General features: G+C 71.0%; 21 protein-coding genes and 1 riboswitch. Of the genes, 10 read left to right on the forward strand and 11 right to left on the reverse strand.

Features of this window, described 5'->3' with window-relative positions:
- The first annotated feature begins 59 nt into the window (after positions 1–59).
- From ACNYC2_RS27495 to ACNYC2_RS27510, 4 genes are all read left to right on the forward strand, one after another.
- Entirely contained in the window at positions 60–683 is a 624-nt protein-coding gene (locus ACNYC2_RS27495) for a SigE family RNA polymerase sigma factor (RefSeq protein ID WP_419704787.1), read from the forward strand.
- Positions 680–1,813, forward strand: a complete 1,134-nt coding sequence (locus ACNYC2_RS27500) for a PASTA domain-containing protein (protein ID WP_419704788.1) — start codon at positions 680–682, stop codon at positions 1,811–1,813. The genes ACNYC2_RS27495 and ACNYC2_RS27500 overlap by 4 nt, the downstream gene beginning before the upstream one ends.
- An 86-nt stretch (positions 1,814–1,899) precedes the next feature.
- Entirely contained in the window at positions 1,900–2,346 is a 447-nt protein-coding gene (locus ACNYC2_RS27505; RefSeq protein WP_419704789.1) for an SRPBCC family protein, read from the forward strand.
- A 345-nt stretch (positions 2,347–2,691) separates the two neighbouring features.
- Positions 2,692–3,336, forward strand: coding sequence for a C40 family peptidase (locus ACNYC2_RS27510; protein WP_419704790.1), 645 nt, complete (start codon positions 2,692–2,694; stop codon positions 3,334–3,336).
- 88 nt (positions 3,337–3,424) lie between these two features.
- Here ACNYC2_RS27510 and ACNYC2_RS27515 read toward each other — a convergent pair whose 3' ends face one another.
- A complete protein-coding gene (locus tag ACNYC2_RS27515; RefSeq protein ID WP_419704791.1) occupies positions 3,425–4,486 on the reverse strand; it encodes a S8 family serine peptidase in 1,062 nt (353 codons plus the stop codon).
- 145 nt (positions 4,487–4,631) lie between these two features.
- Positions 4,632–5,390: a hypothetical protein gene (locus ACNYC2_RS27520; RefSeq protein WP_419704792.1), complete on the reverse strand. Its 759-nt coding sequence runs from the start codon at positions 5,388–5,390 to the stop codon at positions 4,632–4,634.
- 300 nt (positions 5,391–5,690) lie between these two features.
- Positions 5,691–5,888: riboswitch (cyclic di-AMP (ydaO/yuaA leader) on the forward strand.
- A gap of 2 nt (positions 5,889–5,890) precedes the next feature.
- Here ACNYC2_RS27520 and ACNYC2_RS27525 point away from each other — a divergent pair.
- Entirely contained in the window at positions 5,891–6,625 is a 735-nt protein-coding gene (locus ACNYC2_RS27525) for a C40 family peptidase (RefSeq protein WP_419704793.1), read from the forward strand.
- A gap of 111 nt (positions 6,626–6,736) precedes the next feature.
- On the opposite strand, the gene ACNYC2_RS27530 is transcribed toward ACNYC2_RS27525, so the two are convergent.
- The gene (locus tag ACNYC2_RS27530; RefSeq protein WP_419704794.1) at positions 6,737–7,618 is read right to left on the reverse strand and encodes a hypothetical protein; all 882 of its coding nucleotides are present in this window, start codon (positions 7,616–7,618) and stop codon (positions 6,737–6,739) included.
- Positions 7,619–7,665: 47 nt separating this feature from the next.
- A complete protein-coding gene (locus tag ACNYC2_RS27535) occupies positions 7,666–7,932 on the reverse strand; it encodes a GlsB/YeaQ/YmgE family stress response membrane protein (protein ID WP_116673091.1) in 267 nt (88 codons plus the stop codon).
- Positions 7,933–8,142: 210 nt separating this feature from the next.
- Here ACNYC2_RS27535 and ACNYC2_RS27540 point away from each other — a divergent pair, with 210 nt between their 5' ends.
- Positions 8,143–8,985, forward strand: a complete 843-nt coding sequence (locus ACNYC2_RS27540) for an ion transporter (RefSeq protein ID WP_419704795.1) — start codon at positions 8,143–8,145, stop codon at positions 8,983–8,985.
- On the opposite strand, the gene ACNYC2_RS27545 is transcribed toward ACNYC2_RS27540, so the two are convergent.
- Positions 8,982–10,898, reverse strand: a complete 1,917-nt coding sequence (locus ACNYC2_RS27545; RefSeq protein ID WP_419704796.1) for a class I tRNA ligase family protein — start codon at positions 10,896–10,898, stop codon at positions 8,982–8,984. The genes ACNYC2_RS27540 and ACNYC2_RS27545 overlap by 4 nt on opposite strands.
- Before the next feature lie 614 nt (positions 10,899–11,512).
- Here ACNYC2_RS27545 and ACNYC2_RS27550 point away from each other — a divergent pair.
- From ACNYC2_RS27550 to ACNYC2_RS27560, 3 genes are all read left to right on the forward strand, one after another.
- On the forward strand, positions 11,513–11,734 hold the full coding sequence (locus tag ACNYC2_RS27550; protein ID WP_116673088.1) for a hypothetical protein: 222 nt from the start codon (positions 11,513–11,515) through the stop codon (positions 11,732–11,734).
- Positions 11,735–11,860: 126 nt separating this feature from the next.
- Positions 11,861–13,324, forward strand: a complete 1,464-nt coding sequence (locus ACNYC2_RS27555) for a zf-HC2 domain-containing protein (protein ID WP_419704797.1) — start codon at positions 11,861–11,863, stop codon at positions 13,322–13,324.
- Positions 13,325–13,523: 199 nt separating this feature from the next.
- The gene (locus ACNYC2_RS27560; protein ID WP_419704798.1) at positions 13,524–14,909 is read left to right on the forward strand and encodes a hypothetical protein; all 1,386 of its coding nucleotides are present in this window, start codon (positions 13,524–13,526) and stop codon (positions 14,907–14,909) included.
- 17 nt (positions 14,910–14,926) lie between these two features.
- Here ACNYC2_RS27560 and rlmC read toward each other — a convergent pair whose 3' ends face one another.
- The 6 genes from rlmC to ACNYC2_RS27590 are packed head-to-tail and all read right to left on the reverse strand — an operon-like array spanning position 14,927 to position 20,786.
- A complete protein-coding gene (gene rlmC, locus ACNYC2_RS27565) occupies positions 14,927–16,174 on the reverse strand; it encodes a 23S rRNA (uracil(747)-C(5))-methyltransferase RlmC (protein WP_419704799.1) in 1,248 nt (415 codons plus the stop codon).
- 55 nt (positions 16,175–16,229) lie between these two features.
- Positions 16,230–17,597 (reverse strand): M15 family metallopeptidase, encoded by a 1,368-nt coding sequence (locus ACNYC2_RS27570; protein WP_419704800.1) that lies wholly within the window; start codon positions 17,595–17,597, stop codon positions 16,230–16,232.
- 33 nt (positions 17,598–17,630) lie between these two features.
- Complete coding sequence (locus tag ACNYC2_RS27575; RefSeq protein ID WP_419704801.1) at positions 17,631–18,251, reverse strand: DinB family protein; 621 nt, start codon at positions 18,249–18,251, stop codon at positions 17,631–17,633.
- 29 nt (positions 18,252–18,280) lie between these two features.
- Positions 18,281–19,000: a DUF2306 domain-containing protein gene (locus ACNYC2_RS27580; protein ID WP_419704802.1), complete on the reverse strand. Its 720-nt coding sequence runs from the start codon at positions 18,998–19,000 to the stop codon at positions 18,281–18,283.
- 53 nt (positions 19,001–19,053) lie between these two features.
- On the reverse strand, positions 19,054–19,821 hold the full coding sequence (locus tag ACNYC2_RS27585; protein WP_419704803.1) for an ABC transporter permease: 768 nt from the start codon (positions 19,819–19,821) through the stop codon (positions 19,054–19,056).
- Positions 19,818–20,786, reverse strand: coding sequence for an ATP-binding cassette domain-containing protein (locus tag ACNYC2_RS27590; protein ID WP_419704804.1), 969 nt, complete (start codon positions 20,784–20,786; stop codon positions 19,818–19,820). The genes ACNYC2_RS27585 and ACNYC2_RS27590 overlap by 4 nt, the downstream gene beginning before the upstream one ends.
- 130 nt (positions 20,787–20,916) lie before the next feature.
- Between ACNYC2_RS27590 and ACNYC2_RS27595 the strand changes: the two genes are divergently transcribed.
- The gene (locus tag ACNYC2_RS27595) at positions 20,917–21,801 is read left to right on the forward strand and encodes a TetR/AcrR family transcriptional regulator (RefSeq protein ID WP_419704805.1); all 885 of its coding nucleotides are present in this window, start codon (positions 20,917–20,919) and stop codon (positions 21,799–21,801) included.
- The last annotated feature ends 84 nt before the right edge of the window (positions 21,802–21,885 follow it).

Consider the following 21,885-nt stretch of genomic DNA (forward strand, 5'->3'; position numbering starts at 1 on the left):
ACCGACAATCTCCCGAGCGGCCGACTCAACCTTTCGTGGTGCTGGACCGTGAAGGAGGCATGAGCATGCCAATGGTCGCGGGGCGTTCGAGCCCCGACAAGATTCAGGCGATCGACGTGGTCGTGGTGGGGGACAAGGAGGCCGAGTTCGCGGACTTCATGGCGCGGTCCGCCCCGGCCCTCGCACGCACCGCCTGGCTGCTGTGCGGTGACACGCACGTCGCCGAGGAGCTGGTGCAGCAGGCCCTCATGAAGACGTATCTGGCCTGGCCGAAGGCACGGCGGGGCGAGCCCCTCGCGTACGCACGCCGGATCCTGGCCAACGCGCGGATAGACACGTGGCGCAGGCACCGGCGGGAGGTCCTCATGGCCTCCGACACGCTGCCTGACCGGTCGGGCGGCGGCCCCGGCCCGGCCGACCGGCACGCCGAACGGGACCGCCTCAGCCGTGCCCTGCTGACGCTCCCGACCAAGCAGCGCCGGATCGTGGTGCTCCGGCACCTCGACGGCCTGACGGAGCGTGAGGTCGCCGACGCGACGGGCGTCTCCGTCGGCACCGTGAAGTCCACCGCGTCACGCGGCCTCGCGCGCCTCCGGGAGCTCCTCCAGGCGGAGAACCTGGCAGACGTCGCACGCACCGCCGCAACCACCACGAGCACCACGGACGAGAGGAGTGCGTCATGAACGACGACGAGCAGTTCGCAGCGAGCCTGCGCACTCAGGCGACCCAGGTCGCGCCGAGGATCGACGTCGATGTCACCCGAGTCGTCCCGGCGGCCCGACGGCGTCGGGCCGCGCGGGTGGGCGGCGCCACCCTGGCCCTTGGGCTGGCGCTGGGCGGCGGAGCCTGGGCAGCCACCACGATGGAGCCCCCGGGAACCGCCCTGCCCGGCAGTTCGACGACGATGGAGGTGGAGCCGTCGCCGGAGCCGAGCGGGCCACCCATCACGTCGAGCGAGGGTGACCGGCTGACCGACGAGGGAGAACCCGTCGAGTACCCGATAGTGCCGCCGGACGGCTGGCGGGACGCGACGTACTTCCATGTGGTGACCCGCAATGAATCGGCAAAGCAGGGCGAGGAGGCCGACGATGACACGCCGATGGGCGTCGAGCGCTGGTACGGCGACGGTGTGGGCTTCTCGCTCCACAGCTACGGCCCGGCGCTGCGTGACGCGAGCAGCTACCTCGGCATGGAAGGCGCGGAACCCATCAGCTTCACCTGGGCGGAGATCGCAGCGCTGCCCACCGAGCCGGCGGCTCTGCACGACGCGTTGCTCAACAAGTTCGAGCCCAGGGGCATGGCCGAGGATGCGGCGCTCAACAGCACGGCCAGGCTGATCACCGAGGCGCCGGCCCCGCCCGAGGTGCGCGCCGCGGCGTGGGAGCTGCTCACGAGCCTGTCCGCCGTCGACGTGGAGCAGAATGTCGAGGACTCGGAGGGCCGCACGGGCACCGCCGCGACGTTCGAGCTGTGGGACCGGACCACCACGGTGATCTACGACGAAGGGCGGAACCTCCCGCTCGAGTCGGAGGAGTCGATCGGCAAGATGCATTCCCTCAGGACGTTCCTCCGGATGGAGTTCGTGCCCCTTCCCGAGGAGGTCGCCGACAGCGCCATCGAGATCCCGGACTTCACCGGGATGACCCGCGAGGACGCCGAGGTCGCATGCCTGGCGAAGCACCTCGCCTGCACGTTCGAGGACACCGAGTCGGACACCGTGCCGGAGGGGACGATCATCTCGTCCGACCCGGAGGCCGGCGCTCTGGTCAGCTGGGGAGCACCGGTGACGCTCCCGCTCTCCACGGGTTCCTGACCCTGCTCGCCAGCCCCTGACCTGGCAGCGCGCCACGGGCCCCAGGCCACGCCGGATGCTCTCGAGCCCCGCGTAGCCTGGGGCCCGTGGCCCACGCCTACCGAACCAGCACCCGGGTGGAGGCACCCGCCGACGTCGTCTGGCAGGTGCTGTCCGACGTCGAGCGCATGCCCACCTGGACCGGCTCCATGACCAGCGTGACGATCCTTGGCGCCGAGACGACCATCGCCGTCGGCTCCCGGGTCGAGCTGACGCAGCCCGGCCTCCCGCCCGCGGTCTGGGAGGTGGACAGCCTCACCGAGCCCAGCGGGTTCTCCTGGTCGAGCAGCACCCCGGGTGTGCGGTCGGGGGTGGCACACCGGATCGCGCCGGTGTCCGACGTCGCGTGCGAGCTCACGCTGGCGGTCGCGCAGAGCGGGATGCTTGCCGGGCTGACCAACCTCGCCCTCGGCTCGCGTGCACGGGAGCTCGTGGACGCCGAGCTGGCCGACCTGAAGGCCGAGGCGGAGCGTCGCGCCCTGGAAAAGGGCTGACCCGCCACCGCAGATCGGCGTGTCGCATTGTTTCTCTCACGGATTTTCCATGCCGCCTCAAGGCCATATCGGTCAAAAGAATGGCCCTTACGCTGGGAAAAGACGGCTGTCGAAAAGTTACCTGCTTTTCGGACGCTTTGGTACTTCACGACATGTGTTATCTGATCGAGACAGAGTGATGACCCGTATGTAGCGTCAGATCCGTTGTGCCACCGGAGGCACAATCGTGAGCCCCATTCCCCAGATCGGTACGGGCCCGCGAAACCGGCGACTTGGAGAACTTCGGTGAGTACCACCGTCCGACGCGGTCGACACCGCGCCGTTCACGCTCCTAGCACTCCCCTGATGACCGTGACCCGTAGTGCCGCCCGCTCGGGTGCGCTGATCGCGGCATCGTCCGGACTTCTCGCGACGGCGTTCGCACCCAGCGCACACGCCGTCATGGGAGACGGTTCGAACCGCCTGGCAAGCAAAGAGCTGGCGGCGGCGCCGGCCGTGCAGGTCGCGACCGACGCCAAGCTCAAGATCGAGAGCAAGGCCGTCAAGGTCACCCCCGCTCCCGAGCCGGAACCCGCCGTGGAGGCCCCCACCGAGACGGTGACGGAGGCCGCGGCCGAGAAGGTCGAGCCGGCCACCCCGGACTACGCGTCCGACGGCTCCATCGGCGCACAGGCCGTCGCGATCGCCATGCAGTACATCGGCATCGCCTACACGTACGGCGGCGAGTCGCCGGGGTCGGGCTTCGACTGCTCCGGGCTGATCAAGTACGTGTACGCCCAGCTCGGCGTCGACCTGCCGCACTCGTCGTCGTCCATGGTGGCAGCGGGCTACCAGGTCACGTCGCCCATCCCCGGTGACATCGTGTGGACCCAGGGCCACGTCTCCCTCTACGCGGGCGACGGCATGGTCGTCGAGGCGGCCAACTACGGCACCCCGGTGCGCCACACGGCCCAGTGGCAGGACTACGCGGTCTACATCCGCCCCTACTGACCCGATCCGCGAAGTAGAGCGCCTGTCCGGCTTCCGCGCGGGGTAGACCGTGCGGAGGCCGGACAGGCGCTCTACTTCGCGGATCGGGTCAGTACGCGACCGCCGCGGCCGCGTCGACGATGCCGTACCCGTACAGCGGCGTCCACACGCCGACGAGGCCCAGGAGCGGGTCGCGCGCGGTGCCGAGGATCGCGCTCTCGACCTCTGCCATCGTCCGGCCCTGGCCGTAGAGCAGCGCCGCGACCCCGGCCACGTGCGGCGTCGCCATCGACGTGCCCGCGTAGGCGTCGTAGCTGCCGCCTGCGCACGTGTCCGAGCCCGTGCCCACGGGCACCGTGGACCAGACGTCGCCGTCGCACCCGTTCAGGCCGCCCGCCCCGCCGGGCGCCGAGACGCTCTTCAGGTCGAGCTTGATCGGGAGCTCCGAGTAGTAGGCGTGGAGGCGGGCCGAGTCCGTGGCCCCGACGCAGATCGCGGAGCTGTTGAAGGCCGGGTCGGTGCACAGCGGCGTCGACGAGTTGCCTGCCGCCGCGACCGTGAGCACCCCCCGCTCACGGGCGTACGCGATGGCGTCGCGCATCAGGGTGTCGAGACCGATGATCGTCAGCAGCTGCCCGCCCGGGGCCGAGCCCAGGGAGAGGTTGATGACGTCGGCGCCGTTGTCGGCGGCCCACCGGATCCCGTCCGCGATGTCCTGCGAGGAGCCCGAGCCGGCCTCGAGGACCTTGACCGGGAGCACCTTGGCGCCGGGGGCGACACCCGCGACGCCTATGCCGTTGTCCGCCGCGGCGGCGACGATGCCTGCCACGTGCGTGCCGTGCTCGTCCCCGTCGTTCTGACCGTCGGGGCCCCTGAAGTCCCCGTCGCCGCACGGACGGACGTCCGCGCAGCCGGAGAAGGTGGCACCGGGCAGGAGCTGGCCGACGAGGTCCGGCTGGTCGAAGTCGACGCCCGTGTCGACGACGGCCACCACCGCACCCTCACCCGTGCCGGCCGACCAGGCGGCCTCGGCGTTGATCTGGTCCAGGCCCCACTGCTTGTCCCGGAGGGGGTCGTTGGTAGCGGCCTGTGCACCGGGTGCCACGGCGACGAGCACCGCCACGGCGAGGGCCGCGGAGGTGGCGGCGCCGACGAGTGACTTCCTGTTCATGTGTGCCCCCTGTGTCTGCTCGTGGGCCGGATACCCCCGAACTCGGACAAACCTATGGGGACCGGACACGCGCCGAACAGGGCGAGCAAGGCACAGCGGGTGAAAATTTACACGCCCGCAATCAGCAGGGTCGCGGGCTGCCGCCTCAGGCCCAGGCCTCGGACAGCTCGTCCTCGTCCACAGCCTCCCGGGAGAGCCGGAGCGCCGCGATCGCCGCACCGAGCAGCAGGGCGACCACCCAGGCGCCGAGCTGGTGCGCGTCGGGCACCATGGCCGCCGAGGCTAGCTCGTGCGCCACGATCGCCGCCGCGGACAGCGGGTTCTCCGTGAGCGCGGAGCCCGGCCAGATGTTCTCCTGCACGGCCAGGAGGGCCGGCCCGGCGGCCTGCAGCACCCACACGATGCCCGCGGTCGGCAGCCAGCCGAGCAGCTCGAGCGGCCGGCTGTCCACCGCGAGGCCGAACGCCACGCCGAGCGCCACCGCGAAGATCCACCACGTTCCGGTGGGGGACACCAGGTTGCCCGGCACCAGACCCCACAGCCAGCCGTCCAGGAGCACGACGGGCAGGGCCAGGGCAGGCCCGCGCAGGACGGCCGGGCCCAGGGCCACCAGGAGGCCGGCCGCCAGCCCTACGACCCCGGCAGCGACGGTGACGACGAGCATCCCGAGCGGCGCGGCGTCTCCGGGAGCACTGCCGCGGATCGCGAGCAGGCACGAGGCACCGCCCGCCGCGGACATGGCGAGCAGGGTGCCCGTCGTCGCGGCAGCGGCACCCGCCCTTGCCGAAGCCGGGATGCCCGCCGTGAGGCCGCCGAGAAGACCGCCGATCAGCGCCATGACGACCAGGCCGACCACTGCGTCGTCGGCGGTGAACGGGAGCGGCAGGAATGCGGTTGAGCGCACTGTCGAAGCCTCAGTAAGGCCTATGACCTCGTACAACGCCTGCAGGAGCCAGGGCAGAAACCCGCACACCCACCAGACGACGGCACTGATGGGAAGCACCCACCAGGCGGAGACGCGATATGCGCTTTCACCCATGCCGCCGAACGGTAGCCGATGTATGTGATGTCGGTCATAGCCTATGAAGACCGGAACGGCGCAAATCTGTGCCTTCGGCGGGTGAGACCGGAATGCGTAACCCGATCGTGACTTTTCTGGGGAAGGTGTGTACGTTGACTTCTGCCCCACCACATCGGTGGGGCCGTGAACCGGACGCCGAATCCTGTCACCGGTTCATGACCAGACGTTCGAGACAGGAGCGGGGGACCCACCTTCCCGGGCGACAGCACCATCGTCGCCCTCGGGGTGAAGCCGGACGGAACCCCCCAGTAGCCGTGCGGCCGGGTGTGTACTCCTACCCGAACCCGACAGCTGACCTCGCAGGCGGTACAGGAGACATTTAGGTGACGAACTCCCTTCGCGGACGGCATCGTGACAGCCGCCCGGCCATGACACCGCTGAGCATCCTTGCTCGTACCGCCACAGAGAACGCAGGCACCGTAGCCCGCCGAGGAGCCATCGCCGCAGCAGCCGGTGGCGTCCTGATCTCGACCATCGCGACGACGGCCCACGCGGCCCCCGCCATGGATCTGAAGACCGACGTGAAGTCCGCCAAGCTGAACACGGTCGACCTGCACTCCCTCACCGCGGTGGCCAAGCAGGCAGTCGCCGCGGCCCCCACCGTCACGGTCCCGTCCGACGCGAAGATGCCGATCGAGATGGAAGCCCTGGGCACCTCCTCGGGCGCCGACGGCAAGAAGGGCGACGGCCCCGCCGTGGTCTCGGTCGACGCGCCGGACCCGGTCCCGGTCGGCGAGCAGGCCATCAACGTCGCTTTCAACTACCTCGGCATCACGTACGTGCTGGGCGGTAACTCGCCGGCCGAGGGCATGGACTGCTCCGGCCTCATCCAGTACGTGTACGCGCAGCTCGGCGTGAACCTGCCGCACTCGTCCGGCGCGATGCTGAGCTCCGGCTACCAGGTCACCTACCCGGAGCCCGGCGACATCGTCTGGACGCCGGGCCACGTGGCCCTGTACGCGGGCGACGGCATGATCATCGAGGCCTGGGCCGCCGGCATGCCGGTGCGCTACACCGAGATGTGGCAGAACAGCCCGACGTTCATCCGCGTCGTCTGAGCCGGAGAGCCTGAGCCGAGGCCGCGGTACCGCAGTACATCGCGAGGCGTCGCCTCCGCGCCGGGTTTCCGCCCGACGCCGGAGGCGGCGCCTCTCGCGTGTCCGGACCGTTCACTCCGGCCAGTCGCAGTAGTCCGCGACGAAGGCGTAGAAGTCGGAGCGCGCGGTGTCGGGCATCGGCACGTAGACCGGCTCCTGCCGGACGCCGCCGACGCGCGCGGAGACCGGCAGGAACGTGCCCCGCTTGTCCTCGGCCACCGCATGGACGTCGCAGCGGGCGGGCACCACGGCCAGGACCACCTCGCCGGCCCCCTGTCCCGCCAGGTCCGGGCCGACCCAGCCCGAAGCGTCGCCGCCTGGGTCCGCATTCGTCATCAGGGTCGTCCCGGCGATCCGGTCGAGCGTGACCTCCGGGCCGCCGTCGACCCGCTCGATCCGCAGGGTGACCAGAGCGGTCAGCTCACCGTCGCGGGTCTCGACGGGGACGTCGGCGTCGACGGTGAGGTCGGCTCCGGCCGCTACCGCCGCTGCCGAGCAGTCCACCGCGTGGTTCCGGGCGAGGTGCCCGACGGGATCGTCCACCTCGTCGACGGCGACGTCGGTCGCCGGGCCCAGGTCGTCGCCCTCGCCGAGGGCGAGCGTGATCGTGGCGGACGGCGCAGCGGCCTCCTCAACCACCGCCAGGTCCGCGCACCTCGCCTGGCCCAGCCCCACGAAGACGGCGCGCGTGGCGCCCGGCCGCAGCACGAGGGTGCGCCCCTCCTTGGTGAGGTGTGACGGCCCGAACTGCTCGGTCCGCAGGGCCCCGGAGAGGAGCGTCAACGTCTCGCCGGAGTCGTTGGTGACCTCGAGCCGGATCTCCCGTTTGGCGTACTGCTCACGGCCCTGCGCCACCTCGACGCTGAGGTGGGAGGCGACGTCGTCGGGCACCGGGCCCTTCGCGGACGGCGGCGCGCCGCCGCCCGTACACGCGACCGCGGCCGCGCCGACCACCGACGTCAGAAGGACGAGGATGGCGGCGCGGCCGCGGTGTGCTGCGATCAGGCGGTCTTGCGGCGGCCGAAGATCGCCTGGACGATCAGGATCACGATGATCGCGCCGATCACCGAGAAGAGCCAGCTCTCCCACGACCAGAACTCGTCCAGGCTGACGTTGAAGATGAGCCCGCCGAGCCAGCCGCCGAGCATGGCGCCGAGCACACCGAGGAGCAGCGTGAGCCAGAAGCCACCCGGCTGCTTGCCCGGGATGACGATACGGGCGATCACGCCGGCGATCAGCCCAAGGATGAGAAACGCAAAGAAACCCATGATGTGTTTCCTCCAGAGTGGTGTGGCTTGCTTGCGACTACCTCAGCACTGTTCGGGCCGACTTGCCACCGGACCCGCCGAATCAGTCCCAAATCGGGACATTGCACGCAGCAAAACCTGGGCGGACGCCCGCGCTACAGTTCGGCCGGGCAAGGGCCTGAGGCAGGACCGGAGCAAGGACTCCGGGCACGTGACAGCAAGGGAGACCGCATGAACCAGGCGATCGGCACACCGGCCGAGCCACGGATCGAACCGCGCACCTGGCGGGGGCGGCTCCGTGCGTTCCTCGACCAGAGGTGGTTCGTCAACCTCGTCCTCGTGGTGATCCTGGCGAACGCCCTGATCCTGGGCGCAGAGACCATGGTGACGGGTGCAGCCCTCGATGTCCTGACCGTCATCGACTACGTCATGCTGGGCTTTTTCGTGCTCGAGCTGCTCCTGCGGATCGTCGCCCATGGCCGCCAGTTCTTCCGGGACCCGTGGAACCTTTTCGACCTCGTCGTGGTCGGCATCGCGATGGTCCCGGACGGCGCGTCACTGTCCGCACTGCGTGCTCTGCGCGTGCTCCGCGTGCTCCGCGTGATCACGGTAGTGCCGTCGCTGCGCCGTGTCGTCGACGGCCTGCTACGGGCCGTGCCGGGGATGGGCGCTGTGGGCGCACTGCTGGTCCTGGTCATGTACGTGTCGGCGGTCATCGCGACCGGCCTATTCGGCCAGGCCACACCGGAGTACTTCGGGAGCCTCTGGACGTCCCTGTTCACGCTGTTCCAGGCGATGACGGGCGAGGCCTGGCCTGACATCGCCCGCGCAGTGATGGTGGCACATCCTTGGGCGTGGATCTTCTTCGTGCTCTACATCCTGGTCGTGAGCTTCGCGGTGCTGAACCTGTTCATCGCAGTCATCGTCAACGGCATGGAGGAGATCTCCGAAGAGGAACGCAGGGACGACGAGCAGAAGGACGAGCGCCTCGACAACCTGGCCGCGCAAAACCGCGAGATCCTCGCCGAGCTCCGCTCCCTGCGCGCGAAGCTCGACGAGGGCGGCACCGCCTAGGCCAGCACCACGTTGACCAGGCGGGGCGGCCGCACCACCACGCGCCGCACCGCCCGGTCGCCCACTGCCCGGGCGACGGCCGGCCGGTCCAGGGCGGCCCGCTCCAGGTCCGCCGCCGCGACGTCGGCGGGCACCGTCAGCCGGTCGCGCACCTTGCCGTCCACCTGGACCACCGCCTCCACCTCTGTCGTCACCAGCAGAGCCGGATCCACCGCCGGCCACGGCTGCGCCGCGACCGGCGTCGTGCGCCCCAGCCGTTCCCACAGCTCCTGGGCGGTGTGCGGGGCGAACAGGTTCAGCAGCACGGCCACCGCCTCGACCGCCTCGCGGTAGGTCTCCGGGTGCCCACCCGCCCCGCCGTCCGACGCCGCCCGCCGCACCTCGCCCACCAGCTCCATCAGCCGGGCGATCGCCACGTTGAACCGCCCCGCCTCGACCAGCCCGTCGACGTCGTGCACGGTGCGATGCACCGCTCGGCGCAGGGCGCCGCCGTCCGCTGGTCGAGCCTGTCGAGGCCCAGGTCTCGACGAGCTCGACCGGCGATCGTCCAGGCGCAGCACCCGGGCCAGGAACTTCCGCATCGCCTCCGGCGAGACGTCCGCCCAGTCGACGTCGTCCTCCGGCGGGCCCGAGAACAGCATCGCCAGCCGGACGGCGTCCACCCCGTGCCGGTCCAGCTCCGCCGCCAGGTCCACGCCGTTGCCCAGCGACTTGCTCATCGCCTTGCCGTGGTTGACCACCTGGCCCTGGTTCAGCAGGCGCGCGTACGGCTCGGGCGAGGGCACCAGACCCATGTCGTACAGCACCTTGGTGACGAACCGCGCGTACAGCAGGTGCATCGTCGCGTGCTCCACCCCGCCCACGTACAGCGCGGCGGGCATCCAGCGCGCGGCGTCCTCCGGGCGGAACGGGCCGCCGTCGTACCCGGGCGACAGGTAACGCAGGAAGTACCAGGACGAGTCCACGAACGTGTCCATCGTGTCGGTGTCCCGTTCGGCCGGGCCGCCGCACCTCGGGCACGTCGTCCGTACCCAGTCGCGCGCTCCCGCCAGGGGCGAGACGTCGCCCGGGACCAGCTCGTCGCCCTCCAGGTGGGGCAGCTCGACCGGCAGCTGGTCGTCCGGCACGACCACCTCACCGCACTCCGGGCAGTGCACCACGGGGATGGGCGCGCCCCAGTAGCGCTGCCGGGACACCAGCCAGTCGTGCAGGCGGTAGGTCGTGCCGTCCGGGCCGTCCTGCCTGCCGATCCAGTTGCGCTGCATGGTCAGCACGTGCGGCGGCCAGCCCGGCTCCAGCAGCTCCATGTCGTCCAGCAGGCGGTCCGCGTACGCCGTGATCCGGAAGAACCACTGCGTCAGCGTGCGGGCGACGACGACGGTGCCGCAACGCTCGCATGTGCCGTCGACCACCTGCTCGTTGGCCAGCACCGTGCGGTCCTTCGGGCACCAGTTCACCTCCGCCGCCGCCCGGTAGGCCAGACCCCGCTCGTGCAGCCGGGCGAACAGCCACTGGGTCCAGCGGTAGTACTCAGGCTCGTGCGTGTGCAGGCGCCGCGACCAGTCGAACGAGACGCCGTAGCGCCGGATCGATGCCGCCTGGGTGGCGATGTTCGCCTCCGTGTACGCGGCCGGATGCTCGCCACGGCGGATCGCCGCGTTCTCGGCGGGCAGGCCGAACGAGTCCCAGCCGACGGGGTTGAGCACGTCGAAGCCCTTGGCCCGCCAGTACCGCGCCACGACGTCGGTGATCGCGAACACCTCGGCGTGGCCCATGTGCAGGTCGCCCGAGGGGTACGGGAACATCGTCAGCAGGTACCGGCGAGGGCGGGCGCCGTCGTCGGACGCCTCGTACAGGCGGTCCTGCGCCGAGCCCTCGTCGGCCGGTCGGGGGGTGGGGTATGTCGCGGTCATCGCTGTCGCTCTCCGGTGCGTCGATCGGGTCCGGGCACGAAAAAGCCCCTCGCGAGGAGGGGCGGCCGCACCGGGTGTGCCCGATCGAGGGCTGGTCCGGTGCGGCTAGGTAAGCAGCGAGCGTGCGGTGCGCATGCGGCAACGATACGTGCACCCGTCGAGCCGGGTAAAGGAACTTAGGGCAGGACGCCGCCCCTGGTCACGCAGAGGCGCGAGCGCCGGTTCGGTCCGCCGCCAGCGAGGTCCGAGCCGGCGCTCGCGCCGTTGGACGAGAGCACATGGTTCGGGGTGCGCGGGGCGCACGCACCCCGAACCATGGCTCCCGTCCGACGCGCCGTAGCTCGGCCCGCCCCCAGCGAGGTCCGAACTTCGTCCGCGTCACAGCTAGGACGCGTACACGCCCCCGAAGTCACAGCACTTCTGGACGCGATCGCATGTGGTCTGGATCACAAGCACTGCCGGACGGCGATGCGTAGTGCGCGGGTTGCCCGCAGAACCGCCGTTTCGCGCGTCCGATTCGGCCCCAGACAGGGCCGAATCGGATGTCTCGGGAGAAATCGAAGAAAAATCCCGGAAGTGCTGTGACATCCCCGCATCTCGAGCGTCTGGGCTGCATGGAACACACCGAGCACCCCGAACTTGTTCGTCTGGGCGCCCAATACCTGCGCGCGTACGCGGAGGGCGATGCCGTCAACCTCTACCGTCTCGCGGACGCGTGGGGGGCGAGCGACCTGATCGCCGCGACCTGCGAGGTCGCTCTGGCGGTCATCCACGCGACGTCGGGGCCGCAGGGCCTCGACGTCGTATCGACCACGTTCGCGACCAACCGGAGGTGAGCACGGATGAACACGGCAGAGCCTGCAGCCGAAGAGCCCGAACACTTGCGCGGAAACAGAGTTGTGGTGCGATCATTGGCCAGCGCAACAAATCCGGACAGTATGCGCAGAGGGGGGCAAGACCGCGTGACCACGACTGGTGACCTGCGGATTGACGACTGGGTGGTGCATCGCCCCAACGTCGTACGCTCGGTCGCCGCACGCGTGCCCGGGATCGACGCCGAGGAAGCCGCCAGCCGGGCCCTGGAGAAGATGGTCCGGATCGTGTCCACCGGCGGCACGATCGACGACCCCGCACCGTACTGGCGACGAGCGGCGGTCAACGAAGCGATCTCCATGACCCGTGAGGCCGGTCGCGCCCACCCCGTCGAGGACGACACCCTCGACGGCCTGACGCCGCCCGTCGCCGGAGCAGAGCTCGACGCCGAACGCCACGCCGACGTCTCCATGCTGCGCACCGCACTGTCCGACCTCGCCGACGACGACCGACAGATCCTGCTAGAACGCCACGTCCACGACCGAGCCGTCGCCGACATCGCGACCAACCTCGGCGTACGGCCCCACGCGGTCACGATGCGGCTGCGCCGCGCCGAGGAACGCCTCGCCGGCGCCTTCGCCGCAGCCCACGCCCAGGGCGTCAACGAACCCGAGTGCCGCACCACCCGCGCCGCCATGCACGACTACCTCAAGGGACGCCTCCTGCCGCGCCGCCAGCGGCGGCTGGAGGTCCACATGGACGGGTGCGCCGAGTGCACCCGGGCGTTCGTCGACGTCCGCGAGGTGTCCTGGATGCTCCGTGACCTCGGACAGCACCTCATCGCAGGCGGCTGGGTCGGCGGCGCGGTCGTCGGCGCCGGGGCAGGCGCTGCCGGTGCCGGTGGCGCCCGCCCGCGCTCGTTCGGCAAGAAGGAGACCGCCGTCGCCGCCGGCGTCCTGGCCGCGCTGGCGATCGGCGGAGGCGCCGCGGCGATGATCGCGAGCCAGGCCGACAAGCCGCCGATCCAGGCGATCGAGGATGCCGCCGGAGCAGGTGGCGGCGGAGCTGGCGGCGGTGCGGGCGGTGGTGGTGCAGGCGGTGGCGGTGGTGCCAGCGCGCCGAGCTCTCCTGAGGAAACCACGGAGGAGCGGCCGCCGTCGATCCCGCCCGCCGACCCTCAGCCGCGCCCGGCCACGACACCCAAGGAAGACGCCGCCCCGGCGCCGGCACCCGAGCAGCAGGTTGCCGACCCTGAGCCCGCGGACGACAACCCGCCGGCAGCCGAACCGGCTCCGGGCGGCGGCGCGGACCGGCCCGACCCGGTGAAGCCTCCGACCCAGCCCGAGCCGGAGCCGGAACCCACCGAACCGCCGAACCCGCCCGAGCCCACAGATCCGCCGGACCCGCCCGAGCCGCCGGACCCCCCGGACCCGGAGACCCCCGGCCCCGGCGCGGCACTGGACGCCCTGCTGCTCAGCCTGGGTCTCTCCGACCTGCCCGGCATCGACCTCGCCACGACCACGCTGGACGAGATCTGGGCGCTGTTCTTCGGCACGCTCGCCGGAAACGCCGGCCAGGCCGTCGACGACGCTCAGTCAGCAGCAGGGAACTGATGACGATGCGGGCCTCACACCTGGCCCGCATCGCCTCAGCGCTGTGCGAACGCACAGCATTGCTGGGCGACAGCCCAAGATCGACGGCCGACGCCGTCCGCACCTTCCATGCGCGCGCGTTCTTTGCGAGCATGCACGACCGAGGTTTCGTGGAACGTGATGGCACGCGGCGCGCTGTCGTGTGCGGGAGGGAGTCGGCGTGACGGTCACCAGCGCGGACCTCAGCCAGTGGGCAGCGCACCGTCGCGCTGTCGTCTTCACGGTCTCGCGACGTGTACCCGGCATCGACCCGGAGCTGGCGGCGAGCCGCGGGCTCGAGCTGCTGTGCGTGGAGCTCATGAGACAGGGCGGCATCTCCGACCCCGTCGCCTTCTGGAGCGCCGCGGCGGTGGACGCGGCGCAGGAGATGGCGCACGAGGACCCGTCGTCGGACGAGCAGACCTCGCGGGCGGAAGCCCTCAGCGCGCCGGTCCGCCGCGCCCTGGACTTCGAGGTACTGACCACGGCGATGGAGCGGCTGCCCGCCGGGGATCAGCAGCTCCTGTGGGACCACCACGTGGCGTCCCGTCCGGTCGCCGCGATAGCCGACGAGATAGGCGTGCTGCCCTATGCCGCCAAGCGCCGCCTCCGTCGTGCCGAGAACCGGCTCGCGAGCAGCTTCGCCGAGACGCACACCGGCACGGCGGACAACGCCGAGTGCGAGTCCACCAGGGCCTCGATGCACGACTTCGTGCGCAACCGCCTCCTGCCGGGCCGCCGGCAGAAGGTCGAGGACCACATGGTCCAGTGCTCGGGCTGTACGAGAGCCTTCGTCGACGTCCGGGAGTCGTACTGGATGCTGCGCGCCGCCGCACCCGTTCTCCTGCTCGGCGCAGCGGCCGCGACGGAGACGGGCACGGCGGTGGCTGCGGGAGTGACCGGTGCCGGGCTGGGCGGCGGGCTCGCCACCCTGGGCACCCGTGTGGTCCTGACCGTCCGCAGCGCGCTGACCGATCCGGTGAGCCTGACGGCGACCGTGGCCAGCGGACTCTTCCTCACCACTGCCGTCACGACGGGGGTGACCGGCGGCTTCGGAGGCTCGCCTGCTTTCCTCGAGACCGGGACCGTCTCCGTCTCGACCGAGGACGGTGCGAGAGCAGCGGTCCGGGGCGCGACGCCGACCTCCCGGGCGGCGGACCCGGCGAACCTTCCCGAGCCGACCAGTTCGGCCATGCCGGACCTGGCGGAGGGCAGCGGCCTGCCCCCGGGCCTCACGGAGAAGTCCGAGCTACCGCCGGGCCTCGTGAAGCAGGACGACGTTCCGCCCGGACAGGCCGACGACCCCGACAGCTCGGGCAGCCCGAGCACGCCGGATACCTCCACCCCATCGAGCGGGACCGGGAACGACAAGACTCCACCCGGGCTCGCGAAGAAGGGCGGGATCCCGCCGGGCCAGGCCAAGAAGGACGAGGTCCCGCCAGGGCAGGCGAAGAAGGACGAGACTCCGCCCGGCCAGGCCAAGAAGGACGAGGTCCCACCGGGCCAAGCCAAGGAGGACAAGGTCCCACCGGGCCAGGCCAAGAAGAACGACACCTCGGCCGGCTGAGCAGGGGGGACGACCGATCAGGCCCGTTCCAGGAGGACCATCACCTCGTAGTGCGAGGTCTGCGGGAACATGTCGAGCAGACGTGCCCGCGCCGGCCGGAGCGACGGCATCGCGGCGAGGTCCTTGGCGAGCGTCGTCGCGTTGCAGCTCGAGTACAGGACGTGCTCGATCCCCGAGGTCTCCAGCCACTGCGCCAGGTCCGCGCCGATACCGCGCCGCGGCGGGTTGACGATCACCATCTCGGGCAGCTCGGGGGCATCCGGACCGATCGCGAACGCCGTCGCGTCCCCCGCGGCGAACGTGACGTCACGGAAGCGCGCCGCCCCTGCGCCGTCGCGCAGCTTCTCCACGGTGCCCGACGCCGCGGCCACCGCCTCCGCGCTGATCTCGATACCCGTGACGGCGCGGCCAGGCGCGGCGCAGTGCAGCGCGAAGCCGCCCACACCGCAGTACAGGTCCCAGAGGCTGCCCGGACCGACCTCGTCCACCCAGGCACTGGCCTGCCGGTAGAGCTCGGTCGCGACCGCGGTGTTGGTCTGGAAGAAGCTCTGCGGACGCAGATCGAGCGTGATGTCGTCGATGCGCATCGGGAGCGTGGTGCGCTCGGTGAGCGGGATCTCGAGGTCGCCCTCCAGCACCGCGGCGTGCGCCGGCTGGATGTTCGCCGAGGCCACGGCCAGTGCCGGGAGCTCCGCCTGCAGCGAGGGGAGGTGCTTGCGGATCCGCGCGATCGCCTCCTGGGAGCGCAGCACGAACCGGACCATGAGCTCGCCGTCGGGCGACAGGGTCACCAGCAGGTACTTGAGCTCGCCCCGCTGCTGGGCGCGCTTGCCGAAGCCCGACACCTGGTACGGCTCCAGGTTCGCGCGCGTGACGAAGGCCGCGAGCGGAGCGAAGGAGGCTTGCAGGTCGTCCGGGTAGAGCCCGCAGTCCGTGAGGTCGACGCCGTGGCCGGCTCGGTCGAGGATGCCCAGGACGGGCTCCGCCACGGTGCCGCTCACCACCATCTTGGCCTTGTTACGGAAGGCCGACTCCGCGCTGCTGACCGGGGGCAGCCAGGTCAGTTCCGGGCCTGTGGACAAGTCTGTGGACAAAACCATCGACGAGTCCGTCGACATGTCTGCCGATGTGTCCACGGACCTGTCCAGGACGGGGGCGAGGAGCGCGGCGACGTGCCGCTCCTTGTCGAGCACCTGGGTGGGGTAGTCGATCTCCAGGAGGGTGCAGGAGTGGCAGCGGCCGGCGTCGTAGTGGGGGCACTGCACACCTCCATTATCCAACCCCTACGCAAACGCCCTGATCAGTGCCGACGCACCGCCGTCAGCCCGCGTACTCGAAGTGCCACGGCTCCTCACGGCCACCGCCCGCGCGTGCCCACTCCGGATGGTGCCAGCCGACCTCGGGCCCGTTGGCGGCGAGCCACGCGTACTCGGGCCGGCCGAAGCGGAAGCCGTCGTCCACCGGCACGTCCACCGCCAGCGCCAAGCCGTGGTTCGAGGTTCCCGGCGCGGCGACCTGCCCGCTGCCGAACTCGTCGAGCGCCTGGAGCTGCCAGTCGTAGGGCCGGTAGCCGTACTCCACGCGCAGCGGCTTGCCGAACTCCGCCTTGAACCGAGCGCCGAGCGTCTTCCAGGCCTCGGCCGCGTCGCAGCGCAGGTACTGGTCCTGCCCCTCGGGCCCGATCCCGACCTTGCACAGCTCGTCCACCTCGAGCCGGCCGTTGGAGCCGTCGGCGACCGTCGCGCGCACGTCCCACGCCGCCGCCTCGATCGCGACTCGCGCCGCCTCGCGCCGCTCGCCCAGCGCCCGCACGGAGCGCAGGTTGTTCGGCTTCGCCCCGGCCGCGAGCGCCGCCTTGCCCTCGGCGCGATGGGTCATGAGGGCCTTGCGGACGTCGGCGGGTGCGCCCGCCTCGGCGGACCAGGTCAGGGTGTACTCGGAGTCGCGCACCGAGATCTTGAGCTGCGCGGTGACCGAGGTGAGCGTGGTCTTCGCCGTCTTGAGCTGAGCGGCGGCCTTCTTCTCGCGCTCCGCCGCCGCGGTGGCCTTCGCCTGCGCGTCCTTGCGGTCCTGCTGCCACTGCCGGTTCGACGCCTGCACGTCCTCGGTGGCCGCGACAAGGGTGGTCGCCGTGGTGCGCATGGTGATCGCCCACTCGGTCGCCTCGGCCTCCAGCGCGTCGACGTCCTCGGTCGTGTCGAGAGCCGCGGTGCCGGGCTCGGGTACGGCCGGCGGCCGCATCGCGCCGAGCTCCTTGGCTGCCGCGATGTGGCCCACGAGGTCGTCGCGGACGGCGGCGTCGACCACCTTGCCGTCGGAGGCCTTGAGGACCTTTTCGGCCGTCGCGATCTGCTGGGCCAGGCCCTCCTGGGCCGTGCGCCCTTCGTCGACCGCCTGGACGACGTCGGCGCGCGCGTCGGCCAGCTGCGCCTGCTCGCGCTCGTTGCCGACGTGGACGAACGCGAACACGATGCTGCCCACCAGTGCGACCGCCGCCGCGATCAGGAAGACCACCAGTGGCCGCATCGACCCGCCGTCCGCCGGGCCCCGGCCCGTGCCGGGCGTCGTGCGTTGGTGCTGCGCCTGGTCCGGTACCTCGGCTGTCGTGCCCTGAGGCGGGTCCGACGCGACGGTGGTGGGGTCGTGTGGCGGTCCGGCAGGTGCGGGCGGCTCCGCGTTGAGGGGCATGGCCCGAAGTTTGGCGAATCTGCGGCGCGGACGCTAATTCCCCGCGCGCTCCGCGAGGTTCTTGAGCTTCTCGACGTACAGCTCGACATCGCTCTTCTCCCAGTCCGGGATGTTGGTGTTGTCGGCGTAGAGGCCGACGGACCTGTCGGTCAGCTCGCGCAGGATGTCGGCGTGGCCGGCGTGCCGGGCGATCTCGTCGCTCACGTGGATGATGATGCGGAACAGCGTGACCTCGCTGTTCGTCCACCACGGCACCCGTCCCGGGGCGTCCAGCGGGAGCGTGTCGATGGTCTCGTCGGCGAACGCCCAGGCCCGGCGGTAGAGGTCGGTGACGGACGTGACGGACTCGTCGGCGGTCGCGTACCAGTCGGCCTGCGGGTCCTCCTCCCACCTCTGCTCGGAGACGACCTCCTCCGGGGTGGGCCACTCCTTGCCGAAGGTCGGCCCGAAGTAGCCGATCTCGATGTTGGCGCAGTGCTTCACGAGGCCCAGCAAGTTGTTCCCCGAGGGCACCAGGGGCCAGCGCGCCTGCTTCTCCGTGAGGCCCTCCAGCTTCCACAGGAGGGCCTCGCGGGTTTCCTGCAGGTACTTCTTCAGGACCTGCTTCTGCTCGAGCTCACCCGAGCCGGTCACACTGTCAGTCGTCTGCGCCATGGGGACAGTGTGTCCTCAGGCACTGACACTCACCCAACCATTTGCGCCCGGGCGCGCTTCTTCGGCTTCCGGTGCAGCCACCACTCGGCGAACAGGAGGTTCGCGATGAACGATATCCAGGCCGACGCGATCGCGGCTCCCTCGATCTCGGGCGAGCCGAACCCGATGTTCGGGTCGGTCAGCGCACCCGGGACGTAGACGGCGATGAGAAAGGTGGACCAGAACCTGTTGGTCACGATCGAGAAGGCCAGCGCCGTGCTCCGGACCATCCACTCCCTGTGATCGGCGAAGCGCCGCTGTCGTACCGCGCGGTAACCGAGCAGGGTGAACGTCAGGAGCAGGGTGCCCATCAACGTGTTCGCCACCTGCTGCGCCACGCCGGCGCTCGGGAACTGTGCGACGACGAGTGCCGCGACGGCGGTCGGGATCGCGGAGGCGACGTAGACCCGGCCGCTCCAGCGGTGCACCTGCGGGTGGTGCGCGCGCAGCCACGGCCAGAGCTGCAGCACCCCGGCGCTCAGCATGATCGATCCCGTGAAGATGTGGGTCACGAGCGCCGGGTAGAACGCTGGGCCTCGATCCGTCGGGACAAGGGACTGTGTCGGGTCCAGGCCCACGTAGCGCGGCAGGGCCGTCGCGAGGAAGATCGCCGTGATGATCGCCAGCGGCGCGATCCAGGGGCGGCGCCACCAGCGGACCTTCCGGGGTGAGCGGGCCGGGGCCGGTGCGGTGGTCGTGTCGGTTGCCATGTCTTACCTGCTTTCGTCAGGTCGGAAGATCTGAAGGTCGGTCGTGCGCCGCGTCAGCGCCGGGCACGGAACGCCAGGCCGGCGGCGACCGCGAAGAGCAGGCCGAGCCCCAGGCACCAGGCGACGGCGAGCACCGCCACGCCCGTCGGGTCCGCGGTCGCCGCGACGTCGCCCGAGAGCAGGTTGCGCACCGTCTCGATCACCGGCGTCACCGGCTGGTGCTCCGCGAAGCCGCGCAGCCAGGACGGCAGCGTGTCGACCGGAACGAAGGCGCTCGACACGTAGGGCAGGAACATCACGAAGAACGAGAAGCCGCCGGCGGCGTCGGGCGACCGGACGAGCACGCCCACGAGGGCGGCGAGCCAGGTGATCCAGCCGACGAAGAGCAGGATCATGCCCACCGCGGCGAGCCATTCCAGGACGGAGGCCTCGGGGCGGAAGCCCAGCGCCATCGACACCCCGAACACGATGGCTGTGGTGACCAGGTTCTTCACGAGGCTCGCGACCACGTGACCCGACAGCACCGTCCAGGCGGTCATGGGCATCGACCTGAGCCGGTCCACCATGCCGCTCGACATGTCGCTCTCCACGGCCAGCGCGGTGTTCGCCGCGCCGAACCCGGCCGCCAGCAGGATCACGCCCGGCGTCACGTAGTTGATGTAGTCGGTGCCGATGTCGACGGCGCCGCCGAAGACGAGCACGAACATCAGCAGGATGATCACGGGCAGCACGACCGCCGTGATCATGGCGTCCACGTCCCGCGAGACGAGGCGCAGGCTGCGCGTCGCCATGGTGGAGACGTCGCTCACCAGGTGCGTCATGCCGCCACCCCCGCCGCTCGTGCCGAGCTCTCCTTGCCGACGTGCCCGGTCAGGGTGAGGAAGACGTCGTCGAGGCTGGGCACCCGCACCTCCCAGTGCTCCGGTGCCACTCCCGTGGCCTCGACGGCGGCGAGCACGGTCCGCACGTGCCCGACCGATCCGTCGGTGGGCACGCGTACCCGCATGCCGTCGACGGTCCCGAGCCCGAGCGCGGGGGCCACCCGGCCGACGTCGGACAGGGTGGCGAACGTCAGCTCGACGCCCGCCTCGCCGACCTGGGCCTTGAGCTGGGCGGGAGTGCCGTCGGCGACGATCCGGCCGCCGTCGACGAGCGCCACCCGCTGCGCGAGCCGGTCCGCCTCCTCCAGGTACTGGGTGGTGAGGAACACGCTGGTGCCCTCGTCGACCACGTCGCGGACGACGTCCCACAGCGCCTGTCGTGACCTCGGGTCGAGGCCCGTGGTGGGTTCGTCGAGGAACATGACACGGGGCCGGGTCAGCAGACCCGCCGCCAGGTCGAGCCGACGACGCATGCCGCCGGACCAGGTGCCGACCTGCCGGTGCGCCGCGTCCGACAGGTCGAACGCCGTGAGCAGCTCCGCCACACGGTCCCGTACGACCCGGCGCGGAAGATGCGCGAGGCGCCCCATCATCGTGAGGTTCTCGGCGCCCGACTGCTTGTCGTCGACGGCCACCTGCTGTCCCGTGAGGCTGATGACCTCGCGGACCCGGCGCGCGTCCCGGACGACGTCGAACCCGGCGACCGTCGCGCGGCCCGCATCGGGTCGCAGCAGCGTCGCCAGGATGCGGACCGTGGTGGTCTTGCCGGCACCGTTGGGGCCGAGCAGCGCGAGCACCTGCCCCTCCTCGAGCTCCAGGTCGAGCCCGTCCAGCACGGGCGGACTCGACGAGCCCCGTCTGGCGAAGGACTTGTGCAGGCCTTCGGCCGTCACGATCGCTGTCATCTTCTCTCTCCCCCTGGCGGCAGCCAGTTACTGTGTATGGTCTACGCGTTTTAGTGTGGGGCGTAAACAGTATGTGGTCAAGAGAGTTTCGGACCGGCTCGTGCGGCTGATCAGGGCAGGATGGGATCCGATGAGCACCGACACCACGCCCGAACCCGCCGAGCAGCCGGCACCGCCCGGACAGCCGGGCGGCACAGGCGCGACGCACGAGCTGCCCGCTGTCGTGCAGCGGCTGTGGGGCGCCGCGGCACCCCGCCGGCGCGGTCCCAGGCCCGCGCTGTCCGCCGCGCAGATCGTGCAGGCCGCGCTGGACCTTGCCGATGCGGAAGGCCTGGCCGCCGTCTCGATGGCCCGGATCGCGGACGCCGTCGGCTATACGCCCATGGCCCTGTACCGGCACGTCTCCGGCAAGGAGGAGCTGCTGGTCCTGATGTCCGACGCCGTGGCCGCCGAGCTGCCCGACATCCCCGCCGGCATCGGCTGGCGCGCGGGGCTCGAGCGCTGGACGCGTGCCCAGATCGAGCTGGGCATCGCCCGCCCGTGGATGCTCGAGCTGCCGCTGTCCGCCGCACCGCCGGGGCCGAACCGGGTGCGCTGGATCGACCAGGCCTTCGGGGTCCTGCGCCCGGTCGGGCTTCCGGCCGACGCGAAGCTGGCGGTCATCGGGCTGCTCGCGCAGCACGTCCTCGGCGAGTCCCGCGTTCATATCGAGTCCCGGCGCGCGGCGGTCCAGCAGGTGGTCCGGGAGTCCGGGCTGCCCCACGGGACCCCCGAGTCCGAGCTGGATCCCGCGGCGATCGACGCGGCCAACCCGTACGCCGACTTCGAGACCGTGCTCTCCACGTACGCCGACCCCACGGTGTACCCGAACCTCTTCGAGTCGTTCGCGACCTGGCCGGAGAACTCCATGACCGCGCACTCCGAGGACGACATCGCCTTCGGCATCGCTGTGGTGCTCGACGGTATCGAGGCGTTCCTACGGCGTTGCGGCGCTCTGCCCGACGACGGGTCCTGAGCCCCTTCGCCCGTCACCGCAACGGTTCTGGCGTGACCACAGGCAGCGATTTTCGGACGTTGTCCACAGGCGGGCAGCCAGAGT

Origin of the sequence: Promicromonospora sp. NFX87, from assembly GCF_048564965.1 — a bacterium.
GTDB lineage: Bacteria > Actinomycetota > Actinomycetes > Actinomycetales > Cellulomonadaceae > Promicromonospora.